The organism is Candidatus Methylolitoribacter marinus (assembly GCF_051853155.1).
Lineage (GTDB): Bacteria > Pseudomonadota > Gammaproteobacteria > Burkholderiales > Methylophilaceae > BACL14.
In genome coordinates this window covers 668,835-691,838 of the sequence record NZ_CP124221.1, presented here as the reverse complement: position 1 = coordinate 691,838, position 23,004 = coordinate 668,835, and the positions used below count along the sequence as shown (strand labels likewise).

Annotated in this window: 24 protein-coding genes and 1 tRNA gene; 14 read left to right on the top strand and 11 right to left on the bottom strand. The window is 34.8% G+C overall.

Annotated elements, in window-relative coordinates:
• Positions 1-13: 13 nt before the first annotated feature.
• On the bottom strand, positions 14-529 hold the full coding sequence (locus QFA95_RS03670) for a hypothetical protein (protein WP_486462189.1): 516 nt from the start codon (positions 527-529) through the stop codon (positions 14-16).
• Positions 530-717: 188 nt separating this feature from the next.
• On the opposite strand from QFA95_RS03670, the gene QFA95_RS03665 reads away from it, so the two are divergent.
• The 4 genes from QFA95_RS03665 to QFA95_RS03650 all read left to right on the top strand — a co-directional run bounded on the left by QFA95_RS03665 (position 718) and on the right by QFA95_RS03650 (position 2,452).
• The gene (locus tag QFA95_RS03665) at positions 718-891 is read left to right on the top strand and encodes a hypothetical protein (RefSeq protein WP_486462188.1); all 174 of its coding nucleotides are present in this window, start codon (positions 718-720) and stop codon (positions 889-891) included.
• Positions 892-949: 58 nt separating this feature from the next.
• Entirely contained in the window at positions 950-1,255 is a 306-nt protein-coding gene (locus QFA95_RS03660; protein ID WP_486462187.1) for a hypothetical protein, read from the top strand.
• Position 1,256: 1 nt separating this feature from the next.
• Positions 1,257-1,544 carry a hypothetical protein gene (locus QFA95_RS03655; RefSeq protein WP_486462186.1) on the top strand — a complete coding sequence of 96 codons (288 nt, stop codon included), beginning with the start codon at positions 1,257-1,259 and terminating at the stop codon, positions 1,542-1,544.
• A gap of 83 nt (positions 1,545-1,627) precedes the next feature.
• On the top strand, positions 1,628-2,452 hold the full coding sequence (locus tag QFA95_RS03650; RefSeq protein ID WP_486462185.1) for a hypothetical protein: 825 nt from the start codon (positions 1,628-1,630) through the stop codon (positions 2,450-2,452).
• Here the strand turns inward: QFA95_RS03650 and QFA95_RS03645 are convergent.
• Positions 2,449-3,588 carry a MalY/PatB family protein gene (locus tag QFA95_RS03645; protein WP_486462184.1) on the bottom strand — a complete coding sequence of 380 codons (1,140 nt, stop codon included), beginning with the start codon at positions 3,586-3,588 and terminating at the stop codon, positions 2,449-2,451. The genes QFA95_RS03650 and QFA95_RS03645 overlap by 4 nt on opposite strands.
• A gap of 166 nt (positions 3,589-3,754) precedes the next feature.
• On the opposite strand from QFA95_RS03645, the gene msrB reads away from it, so the two are divergent.
• From msrB to QFA95_RS03630, 3 genes are all read left to right on the top strand, one after another.
• Entirely contained in the window at positions 3,755-4,465 is a 711-nt protein-coding gene (gene msrB / locus QFA95_RS03640; protein ID WP_486462183.1) for a peptide-methionine (R)-S-oxide reductase MsrB, read from the top strand.
• Between the two features lie 58 nt (positions 4,466-4,523).
• Positions 4,524-5,783, top strand: coding sequence for an MFS transporter (locus QFA95_RS03635; protein WP_486462182.1), 1,260 nt, complete (start codon positions 4,524-4,526; stop codon positions 5,781-5,783).
• A gap of 86 nt (positions 5,784-5,869) precedes the next feature.
• Positions 5,870-6,421 carry a hypothetical protein gene (locus QFA95_RS03630; protein ID WP_486462181.1) on the top strand — a complete coding sequence of 184 codons (552 nt, stop codon included), beginning with the start codon at positions 5,870-5,872 and terminating at the stop codon, positions 6,419-6,421.
• Between the two features lie 257 nt (positions 6,422-6,678).
• Here QFA95_RS03630 and QFA95_RS03625 read toward each other — a convergent pair whose 3' ends face one another.
• Genes QFA95_RS03625 through ectA form a run of 5 tightly spaced genes read right to left on the bottom strand, consistent with a single transcriptional unit; the run spans position 6,679 to position 10,528 of the window.
• Positions 6,679-6,894 carry a helix-turn-helix transcriptional regulator gene (locus QFA95_RS03625; protein ID WP_486462180.1) on the bottom strand — a complete coding sequence of 72 codons (216 nt, stop codon included), beginning with the start codon at positions 6,892-6,894 and terminating at the stop codon, positions 6,679-6,681.
• A 37-nt stretch (positions 6,895-6,931) separates the two neighbouring features.
• Positions 6,932-8,308 (bottom strand): sodium/proline symporter, encoded by a 1,377-nt coding sequence (locus tag QFA95_RS03620; RefSeq protein WP_486462179.1) that lies wholly within the window; start codon positions 8,306-8,308, stop codon positions 6,932-6,934.
• 8 nt (positions 8,309-8,316) lie between these two features.
• Positions 8,317-8,700: an ectoine synthase gene (locus QFA95_RS03615; RefSeq protein ID WP_486462178.1), complete on the bottom strand. Its 384-nt coding sequence runs from the start codon at positions 8,698-8,700 to the stop codon at positions 8,317-8,319.
• Positions 8,697-10,010 (bottom strand): diaminobutyrate--2-oxoglutarate transaminase, encoded by a 1,314-nt coding sequence (gene ectB / locus QFA95_RS03610; RefSeq protein WP_486462177.1) that lies wholly within the window; start codon positions 10,008-10,010, stop codon positions 8,697-8,699. Before ectB ends, QFA95_RS03615 begins: the two co-directional genes overlap by 4 nt.
• Positions 10,007-10,528, bottom strand: a complete 522-nt coding sequence (gene ectA, locus QFA95_RS03605; protein WP_486462176.1) for a diaminobutyrate acetyltransferase — start codon at positions 10,526-10,528, stop codon at positions 10,007-10,009. Before ectA ends, ectB begins: the two co-directional genes overlap by 4 nt.
• Positions 10,529-10,705: 177 nt before the next feature.
• On the opposite strand from ectA, the gene QFA95_RS03600 reads away from it, so the two are divergent.
• Positions 10,706-10,924 carry a hypothetical protein gene (locus QFA95_RS03600; RefSeq protein WP_486462175.1) on the top strand — a complete coding sequence of 73 codons (219 nt, stop codon included), beginning with the start codon at positions 10,706-10,708 and terminating at the stop codon, positions 10,922-10,924.
• Positions 10,925-11,011: 87 nt separating this feature from the next.
• On the top strand, positions 11,012-11,950 hold the full coding sequence (locus tag QFA95_RS03595) for a pentapeptide repeat-containing protein (RefSeq protein ID WP_486462174.1): 939 nt from the start codon (positions 11,012-11,014) through the stop codon (positions 11,948-11,950).
• 9 nt (positions 11,951-11,959) lie between these two features.
• On the opposite strand, the gene QFA95_RS03590 is transcribed toward QFA95_RS03595, so the two are convergent.
• Together QFA95_RS03590 and QFA95_RS03585 are read right to left on the bottom strand one after the other, a co-directional pair.
• A complete protein-coding gene (locus QFA95_RS03590; protein WP_486462173.1) occupies positions 11,960-13,237 on the bottom strand; it encodes an O-acetylhomoserine aminocarboxypropyltransferase/cysteine synthase family protein in 1,278 nt (425 codons plus the stop codon).
• 17 nt (positions 13,238-13,254) lie between these two features.
• Positions 13,255-14,595, bottom strand: a complete 1,341-nt coding sequence (locus QFA95_RS03585) for a flavin-containing monooxygenase (protein WP_486462172.1) — start codon at positions 14,593-14,595, stop codon at positions 13,255-13,257.
• 179 nt (positions 14,596-14,774) lie between these two features.
• Between QFA95_RS03585 and QFA95_RS03580 the strand changes: the two genes are divergently transcribed.
• The gene (locus QFA95_RS03580) at positions 14,775-14,918 is read left to right on the top strand and encodes a hypothetical protein (protein WP_486462171.1); all 144 of its coding nucleotides are present in this window, start codon (positions 14,775-14,777) and stop codon (positions 14,916-14,918) included.
• A 27-nt stretch (positions 14,919-14,945) separates the two neighbouring features.
• On the opposite strand, the gene QFA95_RS03575 is transcribed toward QFA95_RS03580, so the two are convergent.
• Both QFA95_RS03575 and queF read right to left on the bottom strand, forming a co-directional pair.
• A tRNA-Ala gene (locus QFA95_RS03575) sits at positions 14,946-15,021 on the bottom strand.
• A 6-nt stretch (positions 15,022-15,027) separates the two neighbouring features.
• On the bottom strand, positions 15,028-15,471 hold the full coding sequence (queF, locus tag QFA95_RS03570) for a preQ(1) synthase (protein ID WP_486462170.1): 444 nt from the start codon (positions 15,469-15,471) through the stop codon (positions 15,028-15,030).
• Between the two features lie 79 nt (positions 15,472-15,550).
• On the opposite strand from queF, the gene smc reads away from it, so the two are divergent.
• From smc to QFA95_RS03550, 4 genes are read left to right on the top strand one after another with little or no spacing between them, the layout of a single operon-like run.
• Positions 15,551-19,063 (top strand): chromosome segregation protein SMC, encoded by a 3,513-nt coding sequence (gene smc / locus QFA95_RS03565; protein WP_486462169.1) that lies wholly within the window; start codon positions 15,551-15,553, stop codon positions 19,061-19,063.
• On the top strand, positions 19,060-20,118 hold the full coding sequence (locus QFA95_RS03560) for a cell division protein ZipA C-terminal FtsZ-binding domain-containing protein (RefSeq protein ID WP_486462168.1): 1,059 nt from the start codon (positions 19,060-19,062) through the stop codon (positions 20,116-20,118). The genes smc and QFA95_RS03560 overlap by 4 nt, the downstream gene beginning before the upstream one ends.
• Positions 20,111-22,135 carry an NAD-dependent DNA ligase LigA gene (ligA, locus tag QFA95_RS03555; RefSeq protein WP_486462167.1) on the top strand — a complete coding sequence of 675 codons (2,025 nt, stop codon included), beginning with the start codon at positions 20,111-20,113 and terminating at the stop codon, positions 22,133-22,135. The genes QFA95_RS03560 and ligA overlap by 8 nt, the downstream gene beginning before the upstream one ends.
• Positions 22,128-22,988: a hypothetical protein gene (locus tag QFA95_RS03550; RefSeq protein ID WP_486462166.1), complete on the top strand. Its 861-nt coding sequence runs from the start codon at positions 22,128-22,130 to the stop codon at positions 22,986-22,988. Before ligA ends, QFA95_RS03550 begins: the two co-directional genes overlap by 8 nt.
• The last annotated feature ends 16 nt before the right edge of the window (positions 22,989-23,004 follow it).

The following is a 23,004-nucleotide window of genomic DNA, read 5'->3' as shown; positions in this document are numbered from 1 at the left end:
TTCTTAAAAGCTGTTATGAGCGTTTTATTTCAACCAGGCTCGGTGTCACTTGTGCATGAAGATTTTTCAAAAACTCAAGAGTGTCATCGGGAAAATCAATTTTTTCAAAGTAACGACTGACTAAGGGGCATATAGGATTGGTATCGCTGGTATTGCTAAATTTATCAATGACCTTAGTTACTCGACCTTCTTCATTAGCTTCAAATATATTTTGTTGAGACCATATTTCATTGTCCGTACTTTTAATGTCGTAACCAATAAATTTGGTTTGATCTTCTAAGACATAAGCAGCAGCCCGACCAAATGCGGTAACCTTAAGTTTTTCTGCTAAATAATTTACTAAGTAAACTTCTAAGTCATCCGTAATGCCTTTACCGCCATTGACCTCATGGAACATACCAGTAAACAGCAAAAATTGTGTGTCTTTATTACAAAAGGTCAGTACCTTATTGACTGCCTGATGCTCCATCACAGTTTGGTTAAAATTTTTAGGAAAGTGATCTTTTAAATAGTTAAAGTCTGAAGCCATATAAAACTCTTTTTAATATTTTTTAATGGACCGTATTGTGCCACAGAAGTTTAATGATTACATTGATATGACATTTTTTTATTTAAAGGTTTTACCTGCTTAAGTATTTTGTATAATATGATGTCAAACTTTTTGAAGAAGCTGAGGTGTGTGTGAAAAGATTGTTAATTCGGATAGGTGTTTTACTAATGGTTATACTTTGGTTAGCCATTAATTATAAAATTATCTCAACAATTTACTGTAATTACTTTTGCGAAGCACCCAAAAAAGAAGTGGAAGAGGGTGAAATTGATTATGAATCAATGTCGCCAGAAGAGCTCCAAAAAGCATTTGAAAAACTTCAGCAAGAAAGGGCAAATTAAAATAAGCCTCCGGCTATTTTTAATTTTTTTATCTTTCCCAATTTATGCCGAGATGATAATGGATAACTTTAATGCCTTTATCAATCATTGTCTTGATGGCGACTTCATTCAATCTAATTACTGTCCAGGTATTGAGATAGTTAATTCCCAGCTTTGCAAAGGGATAGCTGTTCATATGTTGCCCATTAATGATCGAACAAAAGGGCAACTGCAATCGCTCGAATTAGAGAAAAATTATGACTCGACCAAAATGTTAGAATCAATCGGCAAGAGTCAAAATAATAAGGATGAATTCTGTGACGAGTATCAAGTTAAATATAATAAACAATACGATCAAAATTTATTAAGGTTAAAAGGTAGTTGAAATGCAAAAAATAATTTTTGAAATTAAAAATAGTCAAACCACCTGGAGAAAATCATTTTATGCAGCATTATTAATTTCGGCGGCGCTTTTCTTTTTTAGGGATCGTTTTATCGCAGAATTTTGGATAGCCGTATTAGCTACCTTTAATTTTTTTGTATTACTGAATGTCCCAAAAATTCCTTTTTTTGTTGATGAAACTAAAAAAGAGACTAAATACGTCACTATCATTTTTATAGTTATGATGTTTATGGTGAATTATTTTAGTTTAGTTTTTATTTCCGACATTTAAAGATATCAATTTCCTGAAGTCAATTGACTAAAAAAAAAAGACAAATTATTATAATTTATGAATAGTAATTTTAGGTTTTTGCTGTGAAAAAGTTGTTAGTTGTTTTATTGATTGTTTTGATAGTGATATCAGGATTATTCGTTTTTTTAAAAGATAATCTTGATGAAATTGTCCGAGAGATTATTGTTACATCTGCTTCAGAGGCGACACAGACCAATGTGAGCCTAGCTCAGGTTAAACTAAATTTAAAAGAGGGTGTTGGCGTTCTTAATAATTACCAACAAGGGAATCCAGTAGGATTCCAAACCAAATATGCTTTCCGTTTTGACCAAGCTGAGCTGGATATTGATGTGGGTAGTATTTTAGATGACGTGGTCATTATCGAAAGAGTTTTTATTAATCATGCAAATATCTTGTATGAGTTTAATGACGGCAAAACTAACTTTGTTGAGCTGAAAAAAAACATAGATAAAAATTTAAAGAAAAAAAGTAGTGATAAAGAACATAAGCCAATTGGTGAGCAGGATAAAATCTCTAGCCAATCGAAAACCCAGCAAAGTAAAAAAATTATTATTCGTTCCTTTGAGATGATTAATACCGAAGTTGAGGCTGCTATGCCGTTTGCTTCGAGTCAGACCTTGTCAGTCCAGCTACCCACTATTAAATTAAATAACATCGGGGCAAAAGAGAATGGGTTGTTGGCAGATGAATTGATGAGAGTGTTTGTTGACTCCATGGAAAAAGACTTAAAGAGAGCGATTAATTTTAAAAATTTAGTGCATGATCTTGAAAAAAACTTAAAAGAACAAATTGATCAAGAAGCTGAAAAGGCCATTAAAAAAATTGAGTCTGAGCTTGGTGATTTTGAGAATATTAAAGAATTAAAAAAACTGAAAGATTTATTTTAGCTTTGCAGTCTATCTATAGCGGCATGCATTCTGTTTAAAGCTTCACTGAGAATAGATTTGGGTGTGGCGATATTAATTCTTACATGGTCATCTTGTTGAAACATTGATCCTGGCTGCAACGCAAGCCCATGATCTAAGATTAATTGCGCCGGATCTTTAGTTCTTAATTGGCTACAATCAATCCACGCTAAATAACTAGCTTCCATCGTATATAACTCTAATGGTTGCATCTCTGTAATGTGAGTTTGCAGTAATTTTTTATTGTTCTCAAGATATTGAATAAGTTCTCGTCGCCAAGGGTCTCCATGATGAAGAGCAGCCTGGGTACTGATGTAGCTGAAAATTTGCGGATCAGGAATTAGGGTTCCAATTTGCGCTTGTATCTTCTTTCGCATGTCTTTATTTTTGCAAATCATCCAAGCTAAGCCAGCTCCCGGGATATTGAATACCTTATTTAAGGACATTAATGTGATGGATTGGTCAGCAATGTCATCAGATAAGCTGGCAATGGGGATATGCTGGTGTCCAGCATGAACCATATTGCAATGAATTTCATCCGAACAGATAACAATATCATTGTTGACACAAAAGGCTGCAATATCATTGAGTTCTGCCTGAGAATACACAGACCCGCCTGGGTTATGGGGATTACAGAAAAACAGTAAGCGAGTATTCTTTTGTCGGTAATGCTTCAGTCCGTCCTCGCTAAGGATTAGTCGACGATTATCAGTCTCTAGCGGGACTGCGGAAAAGTCTCTGTTAGAGAAGGAAGCCGCCTGAAGGATATGGTGGTAAACCGGCTGCAGTGTCAACACATGCTCGTCAGACTGGGTGACTTGTTGTGCAATGGAATAAAGACTAGAGACCAGACTAGGGGTGAAAACAATCCATTCAGGATCAATGCTCCAATTAAACTGATCATGAATATATCGAGTAATTTCTTCTTTGAGGCTATCAGGTGCGTGAGTGTAACCAAAAACTTTATGGTCCAGCCTTTTTGTCATGGCATCAATGACACACTGGGGGGTCTCAAAGTCCATATCTGCCACCCAAAGAGGAATGATATCCTTGTTATACTTATCCCAGCGTACAGAGTCAGTGTGAAAACGAGATATTAACCTATCAAATTTACTCATGCCTATTAGAGTACAAGAAATAAAATTTATTTCAATGAAAATATTTAGATTAATTACATTAATAAATATAAATAAGTTATTGAAAATAATAATTATTTATTAAATTTTGAACATTATGTTACAAAAATAATCTATCATAAATATTATGATTTATAATCTTTAACTAATGAAAAATTACCTAGCAATTCCTATAATTTTTATCTTTTTATTGAGTATTGCTCCTTTGTTAGAGGCCGGAAAAATGAAGCAAGAACATGTAGCCACAGAAATCATTCAAGAATTACAAATTGTTGTTTACGAGGCGGAAGATTGCTCCTCCTGTCATCGCTTTAAAAAGGATGTGACAGATACGTGGCAGTCTGAAGTTGCGCTTACCGAAACTTACGACTTTAATGATTCGTCAATTCAGCTAAGTGAGCCTATTATGGTCACTCCGACGATAGTCATGACCAAAAACCAACAAGAAATTGCTCGATACACAGGCTATGACGGAGATAAAAAGAGATTCTGGGAATGGGTTAGCTTGCAAACTATGACTCCGGAACAAAGAAAAATTGCTTTTGAAAGCGGGACCGAATATCCATTCACAGGTTCATTATTGGATAACAAAGAGCCAGGCTATTATGTAGACCCACTCACTGGAGCTAAATTGTTTAGAAGTGATACGAAGTTTGACAGCGGGACAGGATGGCCTAGCTTCTTTGATCCAATTCCAGGTGCATTATCATTTCATGACGACGGCATGAGGGTAGAAGTACTAAGCGCTAGCTCAGGGATTCATTTGGGTCATGTTTTTAATGACGGACCTCCACCTACTGGAAAGAGGTATTGTATCAACAGTGCGGTATTAAAATTTGTCCCGGATTCTCAGCAATAATAGATTATGAGGCTTTGTGTTAGATTGTCATCTGATTAACCTATCTGAAAAGCTTTAAATGACAAATAAATCCAATTCCAAAACAACCGTTTTAATGGCTAGCTTGGCGGGCACGACCATTGAATTTTTTGATTTTTATATCTACGCCAATGCGGCCATCTTGGTTTTCCCTCATCTATTTTTTCCAGAATCAAGTCCAACTACTCAAATGCTGCAATCATTAGCCACATTTGCGGTAGCTTTTTTTGCCAGACCCTTAGGCTCTGCTTTCTTTGGACATTTTGGCGATAAAATTGGTCGCAAGGCTACACTTGTTGCTGCTTTATTGACGATGGGTTTGTCGACCATTATGATTGGATTACTCCCCAGTTACCATTCTGTTGGCATTTTGGCACCAATATTGCTTGTTTTGTGCAGGTTTGGTCAAGGTTTTGGCTTAGGCGGTGAATGGGGAGGGGCAGTCTTGTTGGCTGTTGAGAATGCACCGAAGGGTCAGCGTGCTTGGTTTGGAATGTTTCCACAATTGGGTGCACCATTAGGTTTATTAATGTCTGGCGGAATCTTTTTAATTTTAACTGAAATGTTAAGCAAGGAAGATTTTCTTGACTTTGGATGGCGAATCCCATTTATTGCTAGCGCAATATTAATTGCAATTGGTTTATATATCAGATTAAAAATTTCTGAAACTCCAGAGTTCATTAAAGCTAGTAAAAACAAAAAACTTCATCAAAATGTTCCAATAGCAAATATATTTAAAGAGCAAAAACTGCCTTTATTTTTAGCCGCGTTCACCGGCATCGCCACCTTCGGAATTTTTTATTTGATGACTGTATTTATTGCAGGTTGGTCGATTCAGCATCTCAATTTTACTGATGAGGAATTTCTCGTAATTCAGCTTTACTCGATACTCTTTTTTGCTGGAATGATTCCAATATCCGCTTATTTTGCCGATAAGTTAACCCCAAGAAAAATAATGGTTGTGACATCCTTTTTTATTTTGGTATTTGGTTTATTTCTGGAAGAGGTGATCAACATTCATTCGATTGGCGTAATGATGACCTTATTTATTGGAATGGCGTTAATGGGTTTAACTTATGGACCATTGGGGACAATGTTGTCCAATGTCTTTCCAACCGAGGTGAGGTATACCGGAGCCTCGCTGTCATTTAATTTGTCCGGTATTTTAGGAGCTTCATTTGCACCTTTTATCGCTCTGTGGCTTGCTAATAATTTTGGATTTGATTATGTGGGTTATTATCTCTCTTTAATGGGATTCTTGTCTCTCATAGCGGCCTATTGTTCAAAAGAGAAATCTTGATTCGACAAACTAGCAATTATTTGGAAGAATAGGCAACTTTTTAAGCATTCACTAATCATTCATAGCATTCAATTTGGGATATACACATGTCAGAAGATTTTAATTTATTTGATGATGAAGACGAAAGTCTGGAAAAACACGGTATCGTGATCAAGGCTTCGGCTGAGGAGATATGGCACAGAGGTTCAGTTAGTTACTGGGATTTTTTTACGAAGGAAGTTAATAGCGAGTTAATTTATCGTGTTGTTATCCCTAAAGGCTCACCTTTGCAAATCTATCTGGCCAAAACCTATCCTGAGATTGAAGCTTTTCAGCTTACTGAAGATGAGATCCTTGAATCCAATGTTGGAGCGGAAGATCTAATATGTAAACTTAATTCGATTGGCTATGATGTGGTGGAGATTCCTGCTGATTACTATGACATTATGCCAACCACCACAAAAATCTCTTGGAGTGACAGCAAGGGTAATGAGAAGCTGATCGAGGGGTGGAAGTATAACAAGTTAATTAAAGAGGAATACAAGGGTCAGTATGCCACATCAAAAGCTATCTCCTGGAAGGAAAGAAGCGCTAAAGAGACTGAGATGGAAAACATTCTTCTCAAGCAAGCTAGAAACACTGATAAACGACTCAATTGATTATGGAGTCAGATTTTGCTCGCATTTTAGGCCTTTTTTTAATCTTATTGATGGTTGGTTTTTATTACCGCGAAGCATTAAAAAGTATTTTTAATACACCGAAAGAATCATTCATTTTAGCTCTACCCATTTGTCTGCTTGGAGTCCTTTTTTATTTATTTTTTAAGTCTAAAGGCTTTTAAAAAAACATACTATTCTCAAGACGATTTTTTACAATAAGAATAATAAAATTTAAGCTTTATTTCACAGTAAGACCTTTAAGAATCTGGATCAATATCATTAAACCAATCCTGGTGCTCTTTTTGTTCTGAAATCCATTTTTCGATAACGGCGTAACTCCAAATGGTAAAGCGATCATTGATTATTTTTTTTGGAGGGGGAAATTTGCCAGCATCAACCCACTGCATAAGTGTTTTATGGTCAATTTTGAGCGAATGTACGATCTCACTTATGTTTAAGTAAGCATCTTTCATATCTTTTATGTTACTCCCTTAAATTAAAATGGGTAATTTATTTCTTTTTGACAAGATATAGGTAAATTAAGCTCACAAAAAATGGAAATATTCCCAAATAGACGCCATCAAAAGGAGCGTATTGATTAACAACATAAAAGACCGTGGTTGATAGCAATGCGGAAATGACAAAGTCTTTTGTGCTAATTGATTTATTGAGAGATATCATTATTAATAATGGGGTTAGCAAAAAACCTAATATCGTCCATGAAAATACCACAATCGAAAATACACTTCCGCTATTAATTAGAGCAATTATTATTGCAGTTAGGGCAACGATGAGTGTGATGCTTGTAATTTTCATCTTTGAAAACTTCGTTAATTCAATTATGTCTTGTGAGATATTTCCTGAACAATTAATGATTAATGAATCAGCGGTCGACATTGTGGCCGCAAATATTCCAGAAATGATTAAACCCACCATGAATGGATTAAATAATATTTGTGCCATCATCGGCAAAGCTAGCTCTGGGTCAAATCCAATATTTTGATCTAAAACCAGCCTTGATAACATTCCGACTGCAAAAGCTAATCCATAAAACAATATATAGCTTGAATAATAAAAGGCTCTTGATTGGACGAGGTCGCTATTATTCTTCACTGCAAAAAATCTGATCATAATATGGGGCTGCCCAACCACAAACATTCCAGCTACTACCCAGCTAAGAGATGAGAATATATTAAATACAATAGAATCTGTTTGGTCAGATTGAAATGGACTCATAAAGCCATCAATCCCAGATAATTGAAATAAGGCTTGATTGACTCCACCAAGCTCGATGATGGAAAATATAACCAATGCACCCATAGAAACGAACATGATTATTGATTGAGCCGCATCAGTCCAAATCGAAGCCCTAATTCCGCTTGTTATAGAATAAACGAGAACAATTAAACCACCAGTAATGACACCATAATAGAATTCCCAATTCATAACCACCATTAAGGTTTTTCCAGAAGCGGCAAATTGTGCGGAGGCGTAAATCAGTAAAAAAACAAAACTAATAATGGCTATTAATTTGGTAATCAGTTTATTTTTTGCCAAGTCCCCAATGATGGATGCGTAAGTTACATTTTTCGAAGTAAAACTTTTAGTGATTATTTTTGGAAATAATTTTTTTGTAATTAGGTAATCCCCTAATATCCAACCAATCATTAGCCATATGCTGGAAAGGCCATTGAGATAGGTAAATCCAATAAGACCAATAAACATGTAGCCACTGTTATTTGTTGCCATTGCAGATAAACCTGACAACCATGGGCTGAGCGACTTATCTGCAAGGTAGTAATTTTTTACCGTGGGCTTATTAAATCTACTAGAAGAGATTCCAATTAAAGCAATGAAAAATAAAAGTCCGAGGAATACTATTTCCATATTAAGTTTTATTCTAATTCATACGCACCTAGTCTGTTATGAACTTCAGTACCTGTGATTGGTGGATTAAAAACACATGCTAGTTGCATTTCGTCATGTGAAGTAAGCACATGTTCATCATGTTGATCAAGAGCGTAAATTACTCCTGGTTCAATTTTATGCTCTTGATTGGTTTTGATATCCTTAATTGTGCCAGAACCTGAAATACAATAGACCGACTCGAGATGGTTTATATAATGCATTTTCATGGAGCTATTCGCATAAATGGTGGTGATATGAAAAGAGAACCCCATGCCATCATCTTTTAACAACATACGAACACTATTCCAGTTTCCATTGGGATCCTCAATTTTCCTATCCTTCAAGCTTTCGTTTATATGTCTTACAATCATTCTTCTTCAACCTCATAATCTTCGTGAAAGAAATCGACTTCTTCATCAAAGTTTTTAACCTTGGCACATACCGTTTCAATGGCATCCTCAAGAATATCCATACCTTTTTTTAAATTTTGATCCGAGATTGTTAATGGGCATAAGAATTTTATGACATGATCATCCGCACCGCTGGTTTCAATCATCAATCCATTTTTAAAAGCTAGCTTGGTGATTTTGCTCGCCAAATCTCCACTGACACAATTAATTCCCTGAAACATTCCTCGACCACGTGATGAAAAATTTCCTTCACCATATTGATCAATTATTTTATTGATGCGGTCATACATGTATTTACCTTTTCGTTTTACTTCTTTCGAGAATAAATCATCTGACCAGTAATGTTTGATAGCCGCTTCAGCAGTTACAAAAGCAAGGTTATTCCCTCTAAATGTGCCATTGTGTTCTCCGGGTTTCCAGATATCATGCTCAGGCTTAAATAACACCATTGCAAAAGGGAGACCGTACCCACTTAGAGACTTGGACATGGTAATAATGTCTGGCTGTATTCCAACTTCATCAAAACTAAAAAAAGTACCAGTTCGTCCACAACCTGCCTGGATATCATCCACTATTAATAAGATGTCATGTTTTTTACATATTTTTTCAATATTCTGTAACCATGCATAACTCGCAGCAGTGATGCCGCCTTCACCTTGAACGGTCTCAAGAATAATTGCAGCCGGATGATCAACTCCACTACTACTATCAGTCAATACCTTATCTAAGTATGCTGTTGTATCCATATCATCTCCCATGTATCCATCGTAGGGGAGAGTATCAACTCCTGTTAATAACATACCAGCACCACCTCGATGGTGTTGATTACCTGTTGTGGCCAATGCGCCAAGGGTAACCCCATGGTAACCATTGGTAAAACTGATAATGGTTTCTCTTTGTTTAATTTTCCGTGCTAGTTTCATTGCAGTTTCAACTGCATTTGCACCTGTTGGACCGGTAAATTGAACGATATAATCCATGTTTCTTGGTTTAAGAATCATGTCATTAAATGTATTTAAAAAATTTCCTTTTGCTTTGGTATGTAAATCTAAACCATGAGTAATTCCATCTGCTTCAATATACTTTAATAACTCTTTTTTAAATACAGGATTATTGTGCCCGTAATTTAATGTTCCTGCGCCAGCGAGAAAATCTAAGTATTGATTTCCCTCGGTATCATATAAGTACTCACCTTGAGCTTTATTAAAAACTCGGGGAAATGAGCGAGCATAACACTGAACTTCTGATTCTATTTCTTCAAATATTTTCATGGATTTTCCTTTAATATTTTGAACGGTCCAATTCGAAAAAGATTTTCCGAATCATGTTGGTTTAAAAAATGCTTTGTTTTATCGAGGAATGGTTCTTCAATAATATTGGTATTTAACTCCTGACTAATTTTGTTAAACAGCGATATGGATGATGTGTTGTCCTTTGTTATTGTGGTTTCAATAAATTGCATATGCGGAAGTTCTTGTAAAATAAAATAGATTAGCTTTGAGGCTAAGCCATTTCCTCGGGCGTCTTTTGATATCGCCACTTGCCAAATAAATAAGGTATCTTTTTTTCTGGGGTCTTGAAATCCAGACACAAAGCCAATAACTCTATCAATCTCATTTACAGCGATAGCACATGTTTTATTAAAGTAATGGGATTGTATAAAATAAAGATAAGTTGAATTTAGATCTAAGGGCGGAGAGTTTTTTATCAGTTCAGATATCTGATAACCATAATCGGAATCTGGATTTTTTATTTGAATATTTTGCTTGGAGTATACTTCGATTGCCATATTCTACACATGCCATTATACACAATTCATTAAATCCTGCATTTTCAATAAAAAAAGCAGGATTTAGAAATACAGGGTTCAAAGTAAATAATCTATATGTTATGGTTATAATTAGTGCTTAAGTTGTTTCTGCAGCTTAAGCTTTTTTTTTATAAAAAATAACTGAAAGGATTTTTTATGTTTAAAAAATTATTAGGTCTTATATTATTATCAATTACAACTTTTGTTTTTGCTGCAGATGAAACTGACACAAAAGGTGACGACAAAGAAAAAGCTGAAAGAGGTTTTGTTGTAGCTGGTGATGATAAAAAAGAAGGTGACGACAAAGAAAAAGCTGAAAGAGGTTTTGTTGTAGCTGCCGCTGATGATAAAGAAGGTGAAAAAGAAAAAAAGTAATCGTTACTTTAATTTAATTAAAAGGGGCTTAATGCCCCTTTTTATTTATATTTAGAAAAAATGTTCAAATAATGTTAATTTATCATTATGAAAAAAATTTTTATCACGATACTCATCACATTTAATCTTTCAGTTTACGGTGAAGAATTTAATAACTTCTGCGCAACAAGTCTCTCTGAAGGTAATTTCCAGGCTACAGATTGTTCAGTTAGCGAGGTGGTTGGAGGCAAAACTTACTGCTTCGGTAATCAGTCTGGTCTTGAGATATTCCTTGAAAATCCTCAAGAGGTGATTCAGAAAGCTGAGGTATTTTTTTCAACAACATTTAATGATGATCGAAAAAAAATAACTCAAGAAGAGGTCGACGATATATTGAATAATGACCCCGAATGTGACTTATCCAATCTTGATCTTGGCTACCTCAATTTGAGTCAGAAAGACTTAACACATTGTAAAATGGTCAATATTAGCTTCTTTGGAGCCGACTTAAGGGGAGCAAACTTATCTGGTGCAAATTTACAAAGAGCGTATCTCAATTTAGCTCGATTAGAGGAAGCAAATTTTAATGGAGCTAATCTTTCGATGGCAACTATATTTCAACCTATTTTTGGTAATACAAGTTTTCGTAATGCTATTTTAAAAGGTGTTAGATTGATAGGGACGCTTGGAAAAGTTGATATGTCAGGTGCCGATGTATCAGATGCTGATTTAGGTTTAGATGTTGGCAATCAACCGATGGGTCAGATGAAGTTTGATTCAACTGGTGGAAATTTTGAAAATACTAATTTTGAAAATACTAATTTAAATATAGCGAGCTTTAAATTTGCTAATTTAAAAGGAGCAAATTTAAAAAATACCAATTTAAATAGGGCTGAATTAATTCAAGCTGATTTGACCGGTGCTGATTTGACCGGTGCCGATTTAAATGCAGCTGAGATAAATAATGCTAATTTTAAAGATGTGGTCGGTCTTGATACAGTTAAAAATTGGGACAAGACCGAAGGAAAGTGTATAAATTGTCGATAACTAACTAGCTTATATTTTTGACGCTTGAATAGCCTGCTCCACATCAGCAATTATGTCATCGATGTGTTCAATACCAACCGATATCCTTATCATATCCTCACTAACGCCTGCTAATGCCAGTTGTTCCGGACTTAACTGACGATGAAGTGTGGAGGCGGGGTGACATGCGAGAGATTTAGCATCGCCCATGCTTAACACTCTTAGAATCATTTGAAGAGCATCAATAAATTTTGTTGCTGCCTTCATCCCACCTTTGATACCAAAACTAATAATACCTGACGCTTTTCCCCCAGTTATTTTTTGACATACATTGTTATATTTATCATTTGGAAGGGCGGCATAGTTAACCCACTCCACACGATCATGATTTTCTAAGTATTTAGCCAGTGTAAGCGCATTTTCACAATGTCGCTCCATTCTGACACCTAAAGATTCAAGCCCAAGCATTATTAAGAAAGCACTGTGTGGCGACAAACATGCCCCTGTTTCTCTTAAAGGAACAACTCGGCAACAGGCGATGAATGCAGCCTCTTTGAATTCTTTAGTATAAACAACACCATGATAAGAGGGGTCAGGGTCATTCAGCATGGGAAATTTTTTTGGTTCCTTCGTCCAATCAAATTTCCCTGAATCTACAATCATGCCGCCAATTGTAGAGCCATGACCATCAATATATTTAGTTAAAGAGTGAACAACTATTGAGGCACCAAAATCAATAGGTCTGCATATGTAGGGAGTTGCTACAGTATTATCTACAATAAGAGGAATGCCGTATTTATTAGCAATCTCAGCAAATTTTTGTATATCAATGATTATTCCAGATGGGTTGCCTATAGATTCACAATACAAGGCCTTAGTATTTTCATCGATGGCTTCCTCAAGGGCATTAAAATCTGCTCCATCCACCATCTTTACCGTAATTCCTTGTTTTGGAAAGCTGTGGGTGAAGCAATTGTATGTTCCACCATACAATTGATTGGTGCTAATAATATTGTCTCCTGGGCCTGCAATGCATTGCACAGCGTAAGTAATCGCTGACATTCCTGAAGCTAAGGATAACCCAGCAATACCACCTTCCATTGCAGCTACTCTTTGTTCCAGAACAGCATTTGTTGGATTACCGATTCTTGAATAAATATTTCCTTCAACTTTCAAATCAAAGAGGTCGGCACCATGTTGCGTATCATCAATAGTGAACCCCGATGTTTGATATATAGGAGTATTTGCTGCTTTGGTAGTTTGTTCTGGCTCATACCCATGATGTAGAGCTAATGATTCAAGTTTCATGTGTTTATATCCTTAATTTAGTGGAAAGTTAGCACCCCGTCGTTTATCTTCGCCCATTTAAAGTTCATGTACTCTATTAAATAATTTCTGTTATCGAATTTATATGTTCTATTAGGGAATTTATCCATCGACCTGAGGACATAATTTGCTTCTATCGCTGGTTTAGATTTTTCACCTATATATTTTGGTTCACAGTAAGTAAATTTATTTTTTTTCATGAATTTCATTGTCTTGCATATCCTTTCACTCACTAACTCACATCTAGCAGTCCAGCTAAAGTTAATGTAACCTGTATGTGCAAAGAGGTTAGGGATGCTACTAAACATCATACCTCTATACCAGCTTGTTTTATTGAGATTAATTTTTTTCTCATTTACAAAGATATCAATTCCACCCAACAATTGAGCATTAAGCCCTGTCGCCATTATTGCAAGATCACATCCAATAGTTTTACCATTCTGTAACTTAATACCATTCTTTTCCCAATTATTGATTCCTGTATGTTCTACAGAGACTTTGTCTGATTTGAAAGCGTCAAAATAATCATTATCTAAACTACAGGCGGGTCGCTGGTTCCAATAACCATATGATGGGATATTGGTATCGTTGTAATAATTAGAGTACTTCGATAAAACTTTCTTTTTATAACTTTTCTTAAACATTCTACTCAAGGCATAATCAACCAATGTTTCAAAAGTTTTATAAAGCCTATTCGATTTTTCATTGCCATTTACATTTACAATCCAAGCAGGACTTCGTTGAATCAAAGTGACTGATTTTGCTTCCTTGACTATTGCGGGTGTCATTGTGACTGCTGTGCAACCACTTCCAACGATAGCTACATTTTTTCCCTTAAATTTTGTATTTCCCCATGACTGAGTATGAACAATTTTCCCTTTGAATTTGCTTTCTCCTTTAAATTTAGGAAAATTTGGCTGACTATAATCACGGGAACCAGTACAGCAAATAACGTATTGGCTTTGGAAGTTTTTTTTATTTGTTTTAGTTGTCCACTGATTATTTTTCCATGCAAGTGATTCAACAGAAGTATTAAATAAAATATTTTTTCTTATATTGAATTTTTCTGCAGTAGCATTCTGATACAGCTTGATATCTTTTCCTGTTCCAATTATTGAACCTTTCCAGGGGTTGAATGTGTATCCATATGTGTACATATCGGAGTCGGAGCGCACCCCAGGAAAAGTCATCTGATCCCAAGTGCCTCCAAGATCACTTCTTGATTCAATGATTATGTACTTGAGGTCAGGAAAATTTTTTTGTAAGTAATATGCTGAAGAAATACCGGCAATTCCTGCTCCAATGATGATTACATCGACATTATTGATATCATTATTCATTTAGCATAAGCCAATAATTAAGAATTATTAATTTCATTTTTTGACCGTAGTATTTTCTCTGTCTTTACATACATTAGTTACAGTATGTGTCATTTTTATTAAAAAACCTAACTTTTAAAATGCACTTTTACGATCTATTAGGTTCTTAGAAATTACATTTAATTAGTAAGGAGTGATAAATGGAGGATAAGAGGTGTTGTGGAAGTGGTACTTGTATAATCAATGAAGAGGGTGTGTGCTGGTGTGGTCAAAGGTGGGATGGTAATAAAATGCTTCCTGTTGATTCAAATATCAATGAAACCAAAGAGACTGAAAAAAAGTGATTCAATCACCTAGATAAATATTTAAGTTGGTGGAGGTAAGCGGGATCGAACCGCTGACCCCTTGCATGCCATGCAAGTGCTCTCCCAGCTGAGCTATACCCCCAGTTATTTAAACAACGCTATTTTGACTTGGAAATTGATCTAAATCAACTCTAGGTTGCGGTTTCCAACCTTTTTTTCTATGTTCTACCACGACGTTAGTAAATATTCCTCCACGAACATAAAACTTAGCTGTTAATTTCATATAACGAGGTTTTGTTGCTTTAACTAAGTCATTCAAAATTTGGTTGGTGACGGCCTCATGAAAGCAACCCTCATCTCTAAATGACCACATATATAATTTTAGACTTTTCAGTTCCACACAATGCTTATCAGGGATATAATCTAAATAGAGAGTTGCGAAGTCTGGTTGCCCGGTTTTTGGGCACAAACAAGTAAATTCAGGTATTTCCATATGGATATGAAAATCACCTTTCGGATTCGGATTGTTAAACGTTTCTAACTCTTTAGTCGGTTGTGCAGTTGGCTTACTTCCTAGTTTTGTAAGTTTCATCGTGATGTATAACCTTTAAAAAAATTTTTGCAATTATACAATAATTTTTTTGTAACTATTAAAACATAGTGAGAAGTATTTGAAGTTAAGAGAAATTAAGTTAGCTGGTTTTAAAACCTTTATAGATCCAACCACCATATCACTTCCTGGCCAATTAGTTGGCATCGTCGGACCTAATGGTTGTGGCAAGTCGAATATCATGGAATCAGTCAAATGGGTTCTCGGTTCATCCTCAGCCAAAGAGATGAGAGGTGAGTCTATGGAATCCGTAATTTTTAATGGGACGGATACACGACCTGCTATTTCTAGAGCCAGTGTGGAATTATTATTTGATAATAATGAAAATAAAGCGGCAAACGAATGGGCTAAATATTCTGAAATCGCTGTAAGAAGAACAATTGAAAAAGATAAAGGCTCAACTTACTCTATCAATGGAATTAATGTTCGAAGAAAAGATGTCGCTGATCTATTTTACGGAACTGGTTTAGGGACAAGAGGGTATGCCATTATTGGACAGAATACTGTTTCACAACTTGTTGAGGCAAAACCAGAAGAGTTAAAAAACTTCCTTGAAGAAGCCGCTGGAATAAGCAAGTACAAAGAAAGAAGAAAAGAAACGGAATACCGACTTCGTGACACAAGAGACAACCTTCAGCGCGTGAAGGATCTTGAAAAAGAAATTAACTCAGCAATCACTAAACTAGAAGCCCAAGCAGAGGCAGCAAAAAAATATAATTTATTTAAAGATCAATTAAAGCAATTGGAAGCTCAATTGGCTTTTCTTAAAAAAGAATCAGCCGCACTATTATGGCGAGAATCGCAAGACAAATTAAAGCAATCTCAAATCAAATTAGAGCAAAAAAAATCCGAACTGACAAAAGCTGAACTTGAAGTTGATGTCTCACGTGAAGAGCTTAGATCTCAAAATGAAGCCTTGAATCCTGTTCAAGCTAATTTTTATGAAATTAGTTCTAAAGTTAGCTCTGTCGAAAGCAAGATTGAATCGAATCGTAGCGAAGAGGAGAGAGCTAGAAATCAGGTTGAGCAAAGTGACAATCGCATCAAGGAAATATCTGGCGAGTTAGAGAGATTAAATGACCTATTTATCCAATTACAAAATGACCTAAATGAAAATGAACGACATATAAATGACTATCAAAACTCTTATTCAGAAAAAGAGAGTGCTTTTAAAAAAGCTGAATTAGAATTTTCTCAAATCAATATTGAATATAGGTCCATTGAAGAAAAACTTCAAAGTAATAGAGAGCAATTAAGATTAGATCAAAATACGATTTCCTTTATGGATGGAAAGATTCAAGACTTTGATAAAAGATTAGAGCAGCTTCAATTAGAATTGAACAACCAAAAGACATTACTTGATGAAGCAACAAGCTCTGGTGATAATCAAATTACTGATCTTAATTCTCGAATTGATAGTTTAAATCAAGAAATACATTTGCAAAAAGAATTAATCGATAATCATTCTGAGGAGCTAGATACTTTATACGATGAAAGACAAGATATTCAAACCGAATTAAGCCAGGTTGAGGCTGAAATTAAGTCTTTAAATTCTTTAATTAATGCTCAGGTGAATCAAGAGCAAATTAATGAGTGGCTTAAAGCAAATGATATCCAGTCAGATAAAAATTTAATCAGCAAGGTGAAAATTGATGAAAAATATGCGAAAGCACTAGATTCAGTAATGGGAATTAAGTCAAATGCATACTTTTCATCTAACTTGAATATAAGTGATTCGACATTTGCTATCACATTGATGACATCCACAAATGAATCAACAATAGATAGTCCAGTTTTTGAAAACCTAACACCCTTAAGCCAGCTAATTCAATCCGACATTGAACATCAGTCGGTTATAAGAGAAATGACTCACAATGTCTTTATTATTGAAAATTTAAATAATTTAGAGACTTATCGCCAAAAGCTCAAACCAGGACAGACATTGGTGGATATAAAAGGGAATATTTACGGAAGGCTTTATCAATATATCCATGGAAATAATGATTTATCGGTGGATGCTTTTGCAACAAAAGCAAAAATTGATGAACTTAGCGTAACGCTCAATAAGCTTAATGAAAAAAACCAATTAATTCTTACTGAGATTTCCTCCAAAAAAGAAAAATTAGATGAATATAGGGATCGGTTGAATGATTTGATTGAACATCGTGATACTGCTGAAAAAGAGACCAAAGCTCTAGAAATTCAATTCTCAAGACAAAGATATCAAAAAACAACTGCTACTGAGAGAATTCAGACCATCTCTCATGAGTTAGTGACATTAAATAAAGAAAAAGAATTAATATCAACAGATCGACAAACTAAATATGGCAACACTCAAGATCTTGAACAGGTAATTTCTGATGTTGCAAATATGCTAAAAGATTTAGTGTCAGATAGGGATCTTAAAGAACAGGTCTTCATTGAAGCTAAAAAGATCTTTGATGATGCTGAGAAGGAAAAACGTGAAATCGAATACAAGATTAATTTAGCTCAGACGAAAATTAATGATTTATCTGAAAGAAAAGACATCTTAACCAATGAACAAAATTCATTAATGAGAACCTCAAGTGAGTTCAATCTAGAAATGTTTGCACAAAAACATAAAGAACTTAATCAAAACCTAGAGAATTTTCTTAAAGAAAAACAGGTTGCCGAGGCTCAGTTAAAAGATAAACGTGATCAATTAGCTATTAAAGAATCTGATCTTAGAAATAAAGAGCAATCCAGACTTGCCTTAATTCAAGAAATCACTCCCATTAATGACTCTTTTCAAGCAGAGAAATTAAAAGAGCAACAAACCAAGATTGATTTTGATTATGCGGCAAAAGAGTTCTCTAGGTTTAATATTAATGACGAAGAGATTTTAAATAACATTAATGGTGAAAATGCATCATCGATTTCTGAAAAAATTGAAAAATTAAATCAAAAAATTGAACGTATAGGCCCTATAAACATGGCTGCAGTTTCTGAACTAGATAGTGAACGAGAAAGAGTAAAATACATAACGACTCAAGTTGAAGACTTAACTGAAGCAAGTGCAACGCTTGAGACTGCGATTGGAAAAATTGATCGTGAAACTCGGGAAAAGCTCAAAGAAACATACAATAGTGTTAATCAAAATTTAAATGATTATTTTAGAAAGCTCTTCGGCGGAGGTAAGGCAGCTCTTGAGCTTCTTGGTAATGAAATACTTGACACTGGTTTACAAATTGTTGCTCAACCACCAGGTAAAAAGAATACTACGATTCATCTTCTATCTGGTGGTGAAAAAGCTTTAACGGCCATAGCCCTTGTCTTTGCCTTGTTTAGATTAAACCCAGCTCCATTCTGTTTACTAGATGAGGTTGACGCTCCTCTCGATGATTCAAATACAGAAAGATTTTGTGACTTAGTTAAAGAGATGTCTTCTAATACTCAGTTTTTATATGTTTCTCACAACAAGATTACTATGGAGCTTGCTGAGCAACTCATCGGAGTCACGATGCAAGAATCAGGTGTTTCAAAAATTGTTGAGGTAGATTTAAACATCGCAAAAAATTCCTCTCAAAATAAAACCTCTCAGGTGAATTCATGAATGATATCCAGATTGCTCTGTTAATTCTTGGATTAACAATTATCTTATTCATGATAATTTTTAACTGGCTTCAACTAAAAAAAACTCGAGCTAAGCAAAAGAAAACAGAGTCGATGCATCGACAAAAAGACCCGTTATTTAATAGCAGTCTTAATAATTCTCCAGAGCTGGAGGATTATATTGTTCATGATCCATCAAGCCAAACCGTTTCAAAAGAGTTTTTAAAGAAGAACTTACCTGATGAAATTAACATGGACTTTGAGTCTGTGGTCAGTCTAACCTTGAATAAAACAAGTGAGGCTAGCGTGTTATTAAATCTTAATTTAACCTCTTATCTGCATGACCTTAGATTAAGTTTCTATCTCAGAAAAGATAATGATCTTTGGGCAACAGGCGAAGCAATTGATGAAAGCTTTACCTTTGATCAAATTTTATTATCATTGCCTCTAATTTCTAGAAAATTAGAAATTACTGAACAGGTTAAACAAAGTTTTTTAAACTTAATTGAAAAAATAAAAGAACAATTAGATGTCAATCAGATATGGCTATCAAATGAAGATATTATTGAAAGAGCTGAGGAGTTGAAGACATTTAAAAACTTCATTAATAAAAACTTTCTAGTTAAAATTCAACCTAAAACAGACAGCTCGTTTCATTTTGGTGCTTTCCAGGACTTTTTTAATAAAGCCAATATAAGACTCTTTAAGGATTTTCATTGGTATTTTGATCCAAAAATAGACGGTCAAAAAATGTTCAAGGTTATGGGTTTAAATAGACAGCCCCTAAAAATAGAAAGTGATTCTTTTATACAAGGTATTATCGTGAGTTTAGATATTCCCACAACAACCAATAGCATAGATGCTTTTGAAGAAATGGTTAATTTAATGAATGAATTTTGTATTAAATTAAATGCGGTTATGGTTGATGGGCGAAATAAAGAAATTGATTCTGTTTACGTGGCTGCAATTAAAAATCATATGAATCAAATTGTGAAAGAAATGGGAAAACATAATCTAATTCCTGGAAGTGACCAAGCACAAAAATACTTTGCCTAAATCAGCTATGACTGAAGCTATTAAAAAACAAATAAATTATCTAAAATCAGTTATTCAGGAACATGATCATAATTATTATGTTCTCGACGAACCTCAAATATCTGATCATGAATATGATCAATTATTAAGAGAATTAAAAGATATTGAAGATTCTCATCCTGAATTGATTACTTCAGACTCTCCGACACAGAGAGTTGGTGGATCGCCGATTAGCGAGTTCAATCAAATCCAGCACAATAAGCCGATGCTCTCTTTGGGAAACGCATTTGGTATTGATGAGCTAGAAGCCTTTAATAAAAGAATTAACGACACCCTCGACACAAACGATGTTGAATTTAATGCTGAATTAAAGTTTGATGGACTTGCGGTAACTATTCTTTACGAGAATGGAGTAATGAAGTATGCAGCAACGAGAGGTGATGGAAATGTTGGCGAGGATGTGACTCATAATATAAAAACGATCAAAACGATCCCTCTTAAACTGCATGGAGAGAATCATCCACAGACCCTTGAAGTAAGAGGGGAGGTGTTAATGGATAAAAATGATTTCAAGGAATTAAATGATTATCAAATAAGCTCAAGCCAAAAAACTTTTGCAAATCCTCGTAATGCAGCGGCTGGAAGTCTTAGACAGCTTGATCCAAAAATCACTGCAAAAAGAAAATTAAAATTTTATGCATATAGTCTTGGTCAAATTGATCAGGAACTTGAATTCAAAAACCATACGGATATCTTAAATTACCTAAAGAATGCTGGTATTCCTATATCTTCATACTCACAAAGAGTAATTGGAATAGATCAAATGCAATATTTTTATGAAGACATTTTAAAGAAAAGAAATAATCTGCCATTTGATATTGATGGAATTGTCTACAAAGTTAACTCAATTACGAATCAGGAAAATCTAGGCAATGTTTCTAAAGCTCCACGATGGGCGATTGCGTACAAATTTCCTGCTGAAGAAGCTGAAACAGTTGTAAACGACATAAATGTTCAGGTTGGTAGAACAGGCGTTATTACTCCGGTAGCAAGATTACAACCTGTTTTTGTATCAGGCGTTACAGTCACAAATGCAACCCTTCATAATGAGGATGAGATGCTCAGAAAAGATATCAGAATTGGTGATAGCGTTATAGTGAGAAGAGCAGGGGATGTTGTCCCGGAGGTCGTTAGGGTTATCAAGGAAAAACGCCCATCTAATGCTAAAGTTTTTGAAATGCCACAATATTGTCCAATTTGTAACTCTCAGGTTATAAGATTGGATGGTGAGGCAGCACAAAGGTGTACAGGGCAACTAAAATGCGAAGCGCAAGCAAAACAGGCTATATCTCATTATGTATCTAGAAAAGCAATGAATATCGATGGCTTGGGTACAAAAATTATAGATCACTTTTTTGAACAAGGAATGATAAAAAATATATCTGATATTTATAATCTCGATTATGAGCAAATACAAAAAATGGAAGGATTTGGAGAGAAGTCCGCAGAGAATTTGAGAGAAGCAATTGAGTTTAGTAAGAAAACGACATTGGCAAAGTTTATTTATGCGCTAGGGATTAGAAATGTGGGAGAGGCCACATCTAAAGATATCGTTAAGAAATTAGGAAGTTTAGATAATATAATGAAAGCTTCCATCGACGATTTTCTTGAAATTAATGATATAGGGCCTGTAGTAGCTCAATCATTACATCAATTTTTCCAAGAGGATGTTAACAAGAGAATCATTAATAATATTGTGCAGTTTGGGGTTAAGTGGGACGATCAGGCGCAAAATGAATGCAATGAGCAAAAACTTAACCAACAAACCTTTGTCGTAACAGGAACTCTTGAAAGCTTTTCAAGAGACCAAATAAAGGAATTAATTGAGAATAATGGTGGAAAAGTAAGTGGCAGTGTGTCAAAAAAAACTAGCTATGTGATTATTGGTGATAATCCAGGATCAAAAGCAGACAAAGCTGTTGAGCTGGGAGTAAAGATAATTAACGAAAAACAACTAATGGAGTTACTTAATGATTAAACAATTTACATTAATATTATTTTTTAAATTATTGTTTATAAACAATGTTTATGCTTATAACTTAGAAAATAATTGTGAAAAAGCAATTCAAGGTAATAATTTCAAAGCTGCAACTGATGAAGCAATTAAATTAAGTAAAGATAATGCTTTCGATGGTGAATTTTGTCTAGGTAAAGTTCTAGTAAATGAAAATAAACTAGATGACGGAATTAAACAGTTTGAAAAATCTGAAAAATTAGCACAACATCCAGCTGATCAACTGCTCGCGATAATGTTTAAAGGATTAGCTTATAAGGAAAAAAACGATCTAAATCAATCATTTAATGTATTTAATACTGGGTATGAAACTGCAAAGCTTGGAAATTCAAAGTTCGTTCAGTTTGAGCGTAGATTTCTTATTCAGATGGGAAACATACAAGAAACATTAGAAAAGCATGAAGATGCATATGAGTCCTATGCCAAATCATTAAAAGCATCATCCAATGATGAAGAACGTGCAGAGTCCTATGATAAATTGGCACGCAGCGCAGCACATCAGAAATACTATGATAGAGCGCGTGAATATTCATTGAAAGGATCAGTGCTTTATAAGAAAACTGGATATTTGGGTGAGTATGCAGAATTAACCTTACTGAAGGCTGAGTATGAAGTGCTTGATGATGCATATGATCTAGCTATGAATACATTAGAAGAGCTCGAAAAATTATGTATAGATGCTGGTGGAGAATATTATCTAGCAAAGACATATATCCAGCTTCATAAACTATCAAAAGATAACAAAGACGCTTATTTGGCAAAGGCAACTGATGTTGCTAATCGCATAGGGGCCAATGATCTTTTAAATGATATATAGTCTATTTAACATAATA

Bases quoted from the DNA above. Each gene is read 5' to 3' on its own strand.
- QFA95_RS03670 (WP_486462189.1), bottom strand. From the start codon at position 529: ATGGCTTCAGACTTTAACTATTTAAAAGATCACTTTCCTAAAAATTTT.
- QFA95_RS03665 (WP_486462188.1), top strand. From the start codon at position 718: ATGGTTATACTTTGGTTAGCCATTAATTATAAAATTATCTCAACAATT.
- QFA95_RS03660 (WP_486462187.1), top strand. From the start codon at position 950: ATGGATAACTTTAATGCCTTTATCAATCATTGTCTTGATGGCGACTTC.
- QFA95_RS03655 (WP_486462186.1), top strand. From the start codon at position 1,257: ATGCAAAAAATAATTTTTGAAATTAAAAATAGTCAAACCACCTGGAGA.
- QFA95_RS03645 (WP_486462184.1), bottom strand. From the start codon at position 3,588: ATGAGTAAATTTGATAGGTTAATATCTCGTTTTCACACTGACTCTGTA.
- msrB (WP_486462183.1), top strand. From the start codon at position 3,755: ATGAAAAATTACCTAGCAATTCCTATAATTTTTATCTTTTTATTGAGT.
- QFA95_RS03635 (WP_486462182.1), top strand. From the start codon at position 4,524: ATGACAAATAAATCCAATTCCAAAACAACCGTTTTAATGGCTAGCTTG.
- QFA95_RS03630 (WP_486462181.1), top strand. From the start codon at position 5,870: ATGTCAGAAGATTTTAATTTATTTGATGATGAAGACGAAAGTCTGGAA.
- QFA95_RS03625 (WP_486462180.1), bottom strand. From the start codon at position 6,894: ATGAAAGATGCTTACTTAAACATAAGTGAGATCGTACATTCGCTCAAA.
- QFA95_RS03620 (WP_486462179.1), bottom strand. From the start codon at position 8,308: ATGGAAATAGTATTCCTCGGACTTTTATTTTTCATTGCTTTAATTGGA.
- QFA95_RS03615 (WP_486462178.1), bottom strand. From the start codon at position 8,700: ATGATTGTAAGACATATAAACGAAAGCTTGAAGGATAGGAAAATTGAG.
- ectB (WP_486462177.1), bottom strand. From the start codon at position 10,010: ATGAAAATATTTGAAGAAATAGAATCAGAAGTTCAGTGTTATGCTCGC.
- ectA (WP_486462176.1), bottom strand. From the start codon at position 10,528: ATGGCAATCGAAGTATACTCCAAGCAAAATATTCAAATAAAAAATCCA.
- QFA95_RS03600 (WP_486462175.1), top strand. From the start codon at position 10,706: ATGTTTAAAAAATTATTAGGTCTTATATTATTATCAATTACAACTTTT.
- QFA95_RS03595 (WP_486462174.1), top strand. From the start codon at position 11,012: ATGAAAAAAATTTTTATCACGATACTCATCACATTTAATCTTTCAGTT.
- QFA95_RS03590 (WP_486462173.1), bottom strand. From the start codon at position 13,237: ATGAAACTTGAATCATTAGCTCTACATCATGGGTATGAGCCAGAACAA.
- QFA95_RS03585 (WP_486462172.1), bottom strand. From the start codon at position 14,595: ATGAATAATGATATCAATAATGTCGATGTAATCATCATTGGAGCAGGA.
- QFA95_RS03580 (WP_486462171.1), top strand. From the start codon at position 14,775: ATGGAGGATAAGAGGTGTTGTGGAAGTGGTACTTGTATAATCAATGAA.
- queF (WP_486462170.1), bottom strand. From the start codon at position 15,471: ATGAAACTTACAAAACTAGGAAGTAAGCCAACTGCACAACCGACTAAA.
- QFA95_RS03560 (WP_486462168.1), top strand. From the start codon at position 19,060: ATGAATGATATCCAGATTGCTCTGTTAATTCTTGGATTAACAATTATC.
- QFA95_RS03550 (WP_486462166.1), top strand. From the start codon at position 22,128: ATGATTAAACAATTTACATTAATATTATTTTTTAAATTATTGTTTATA.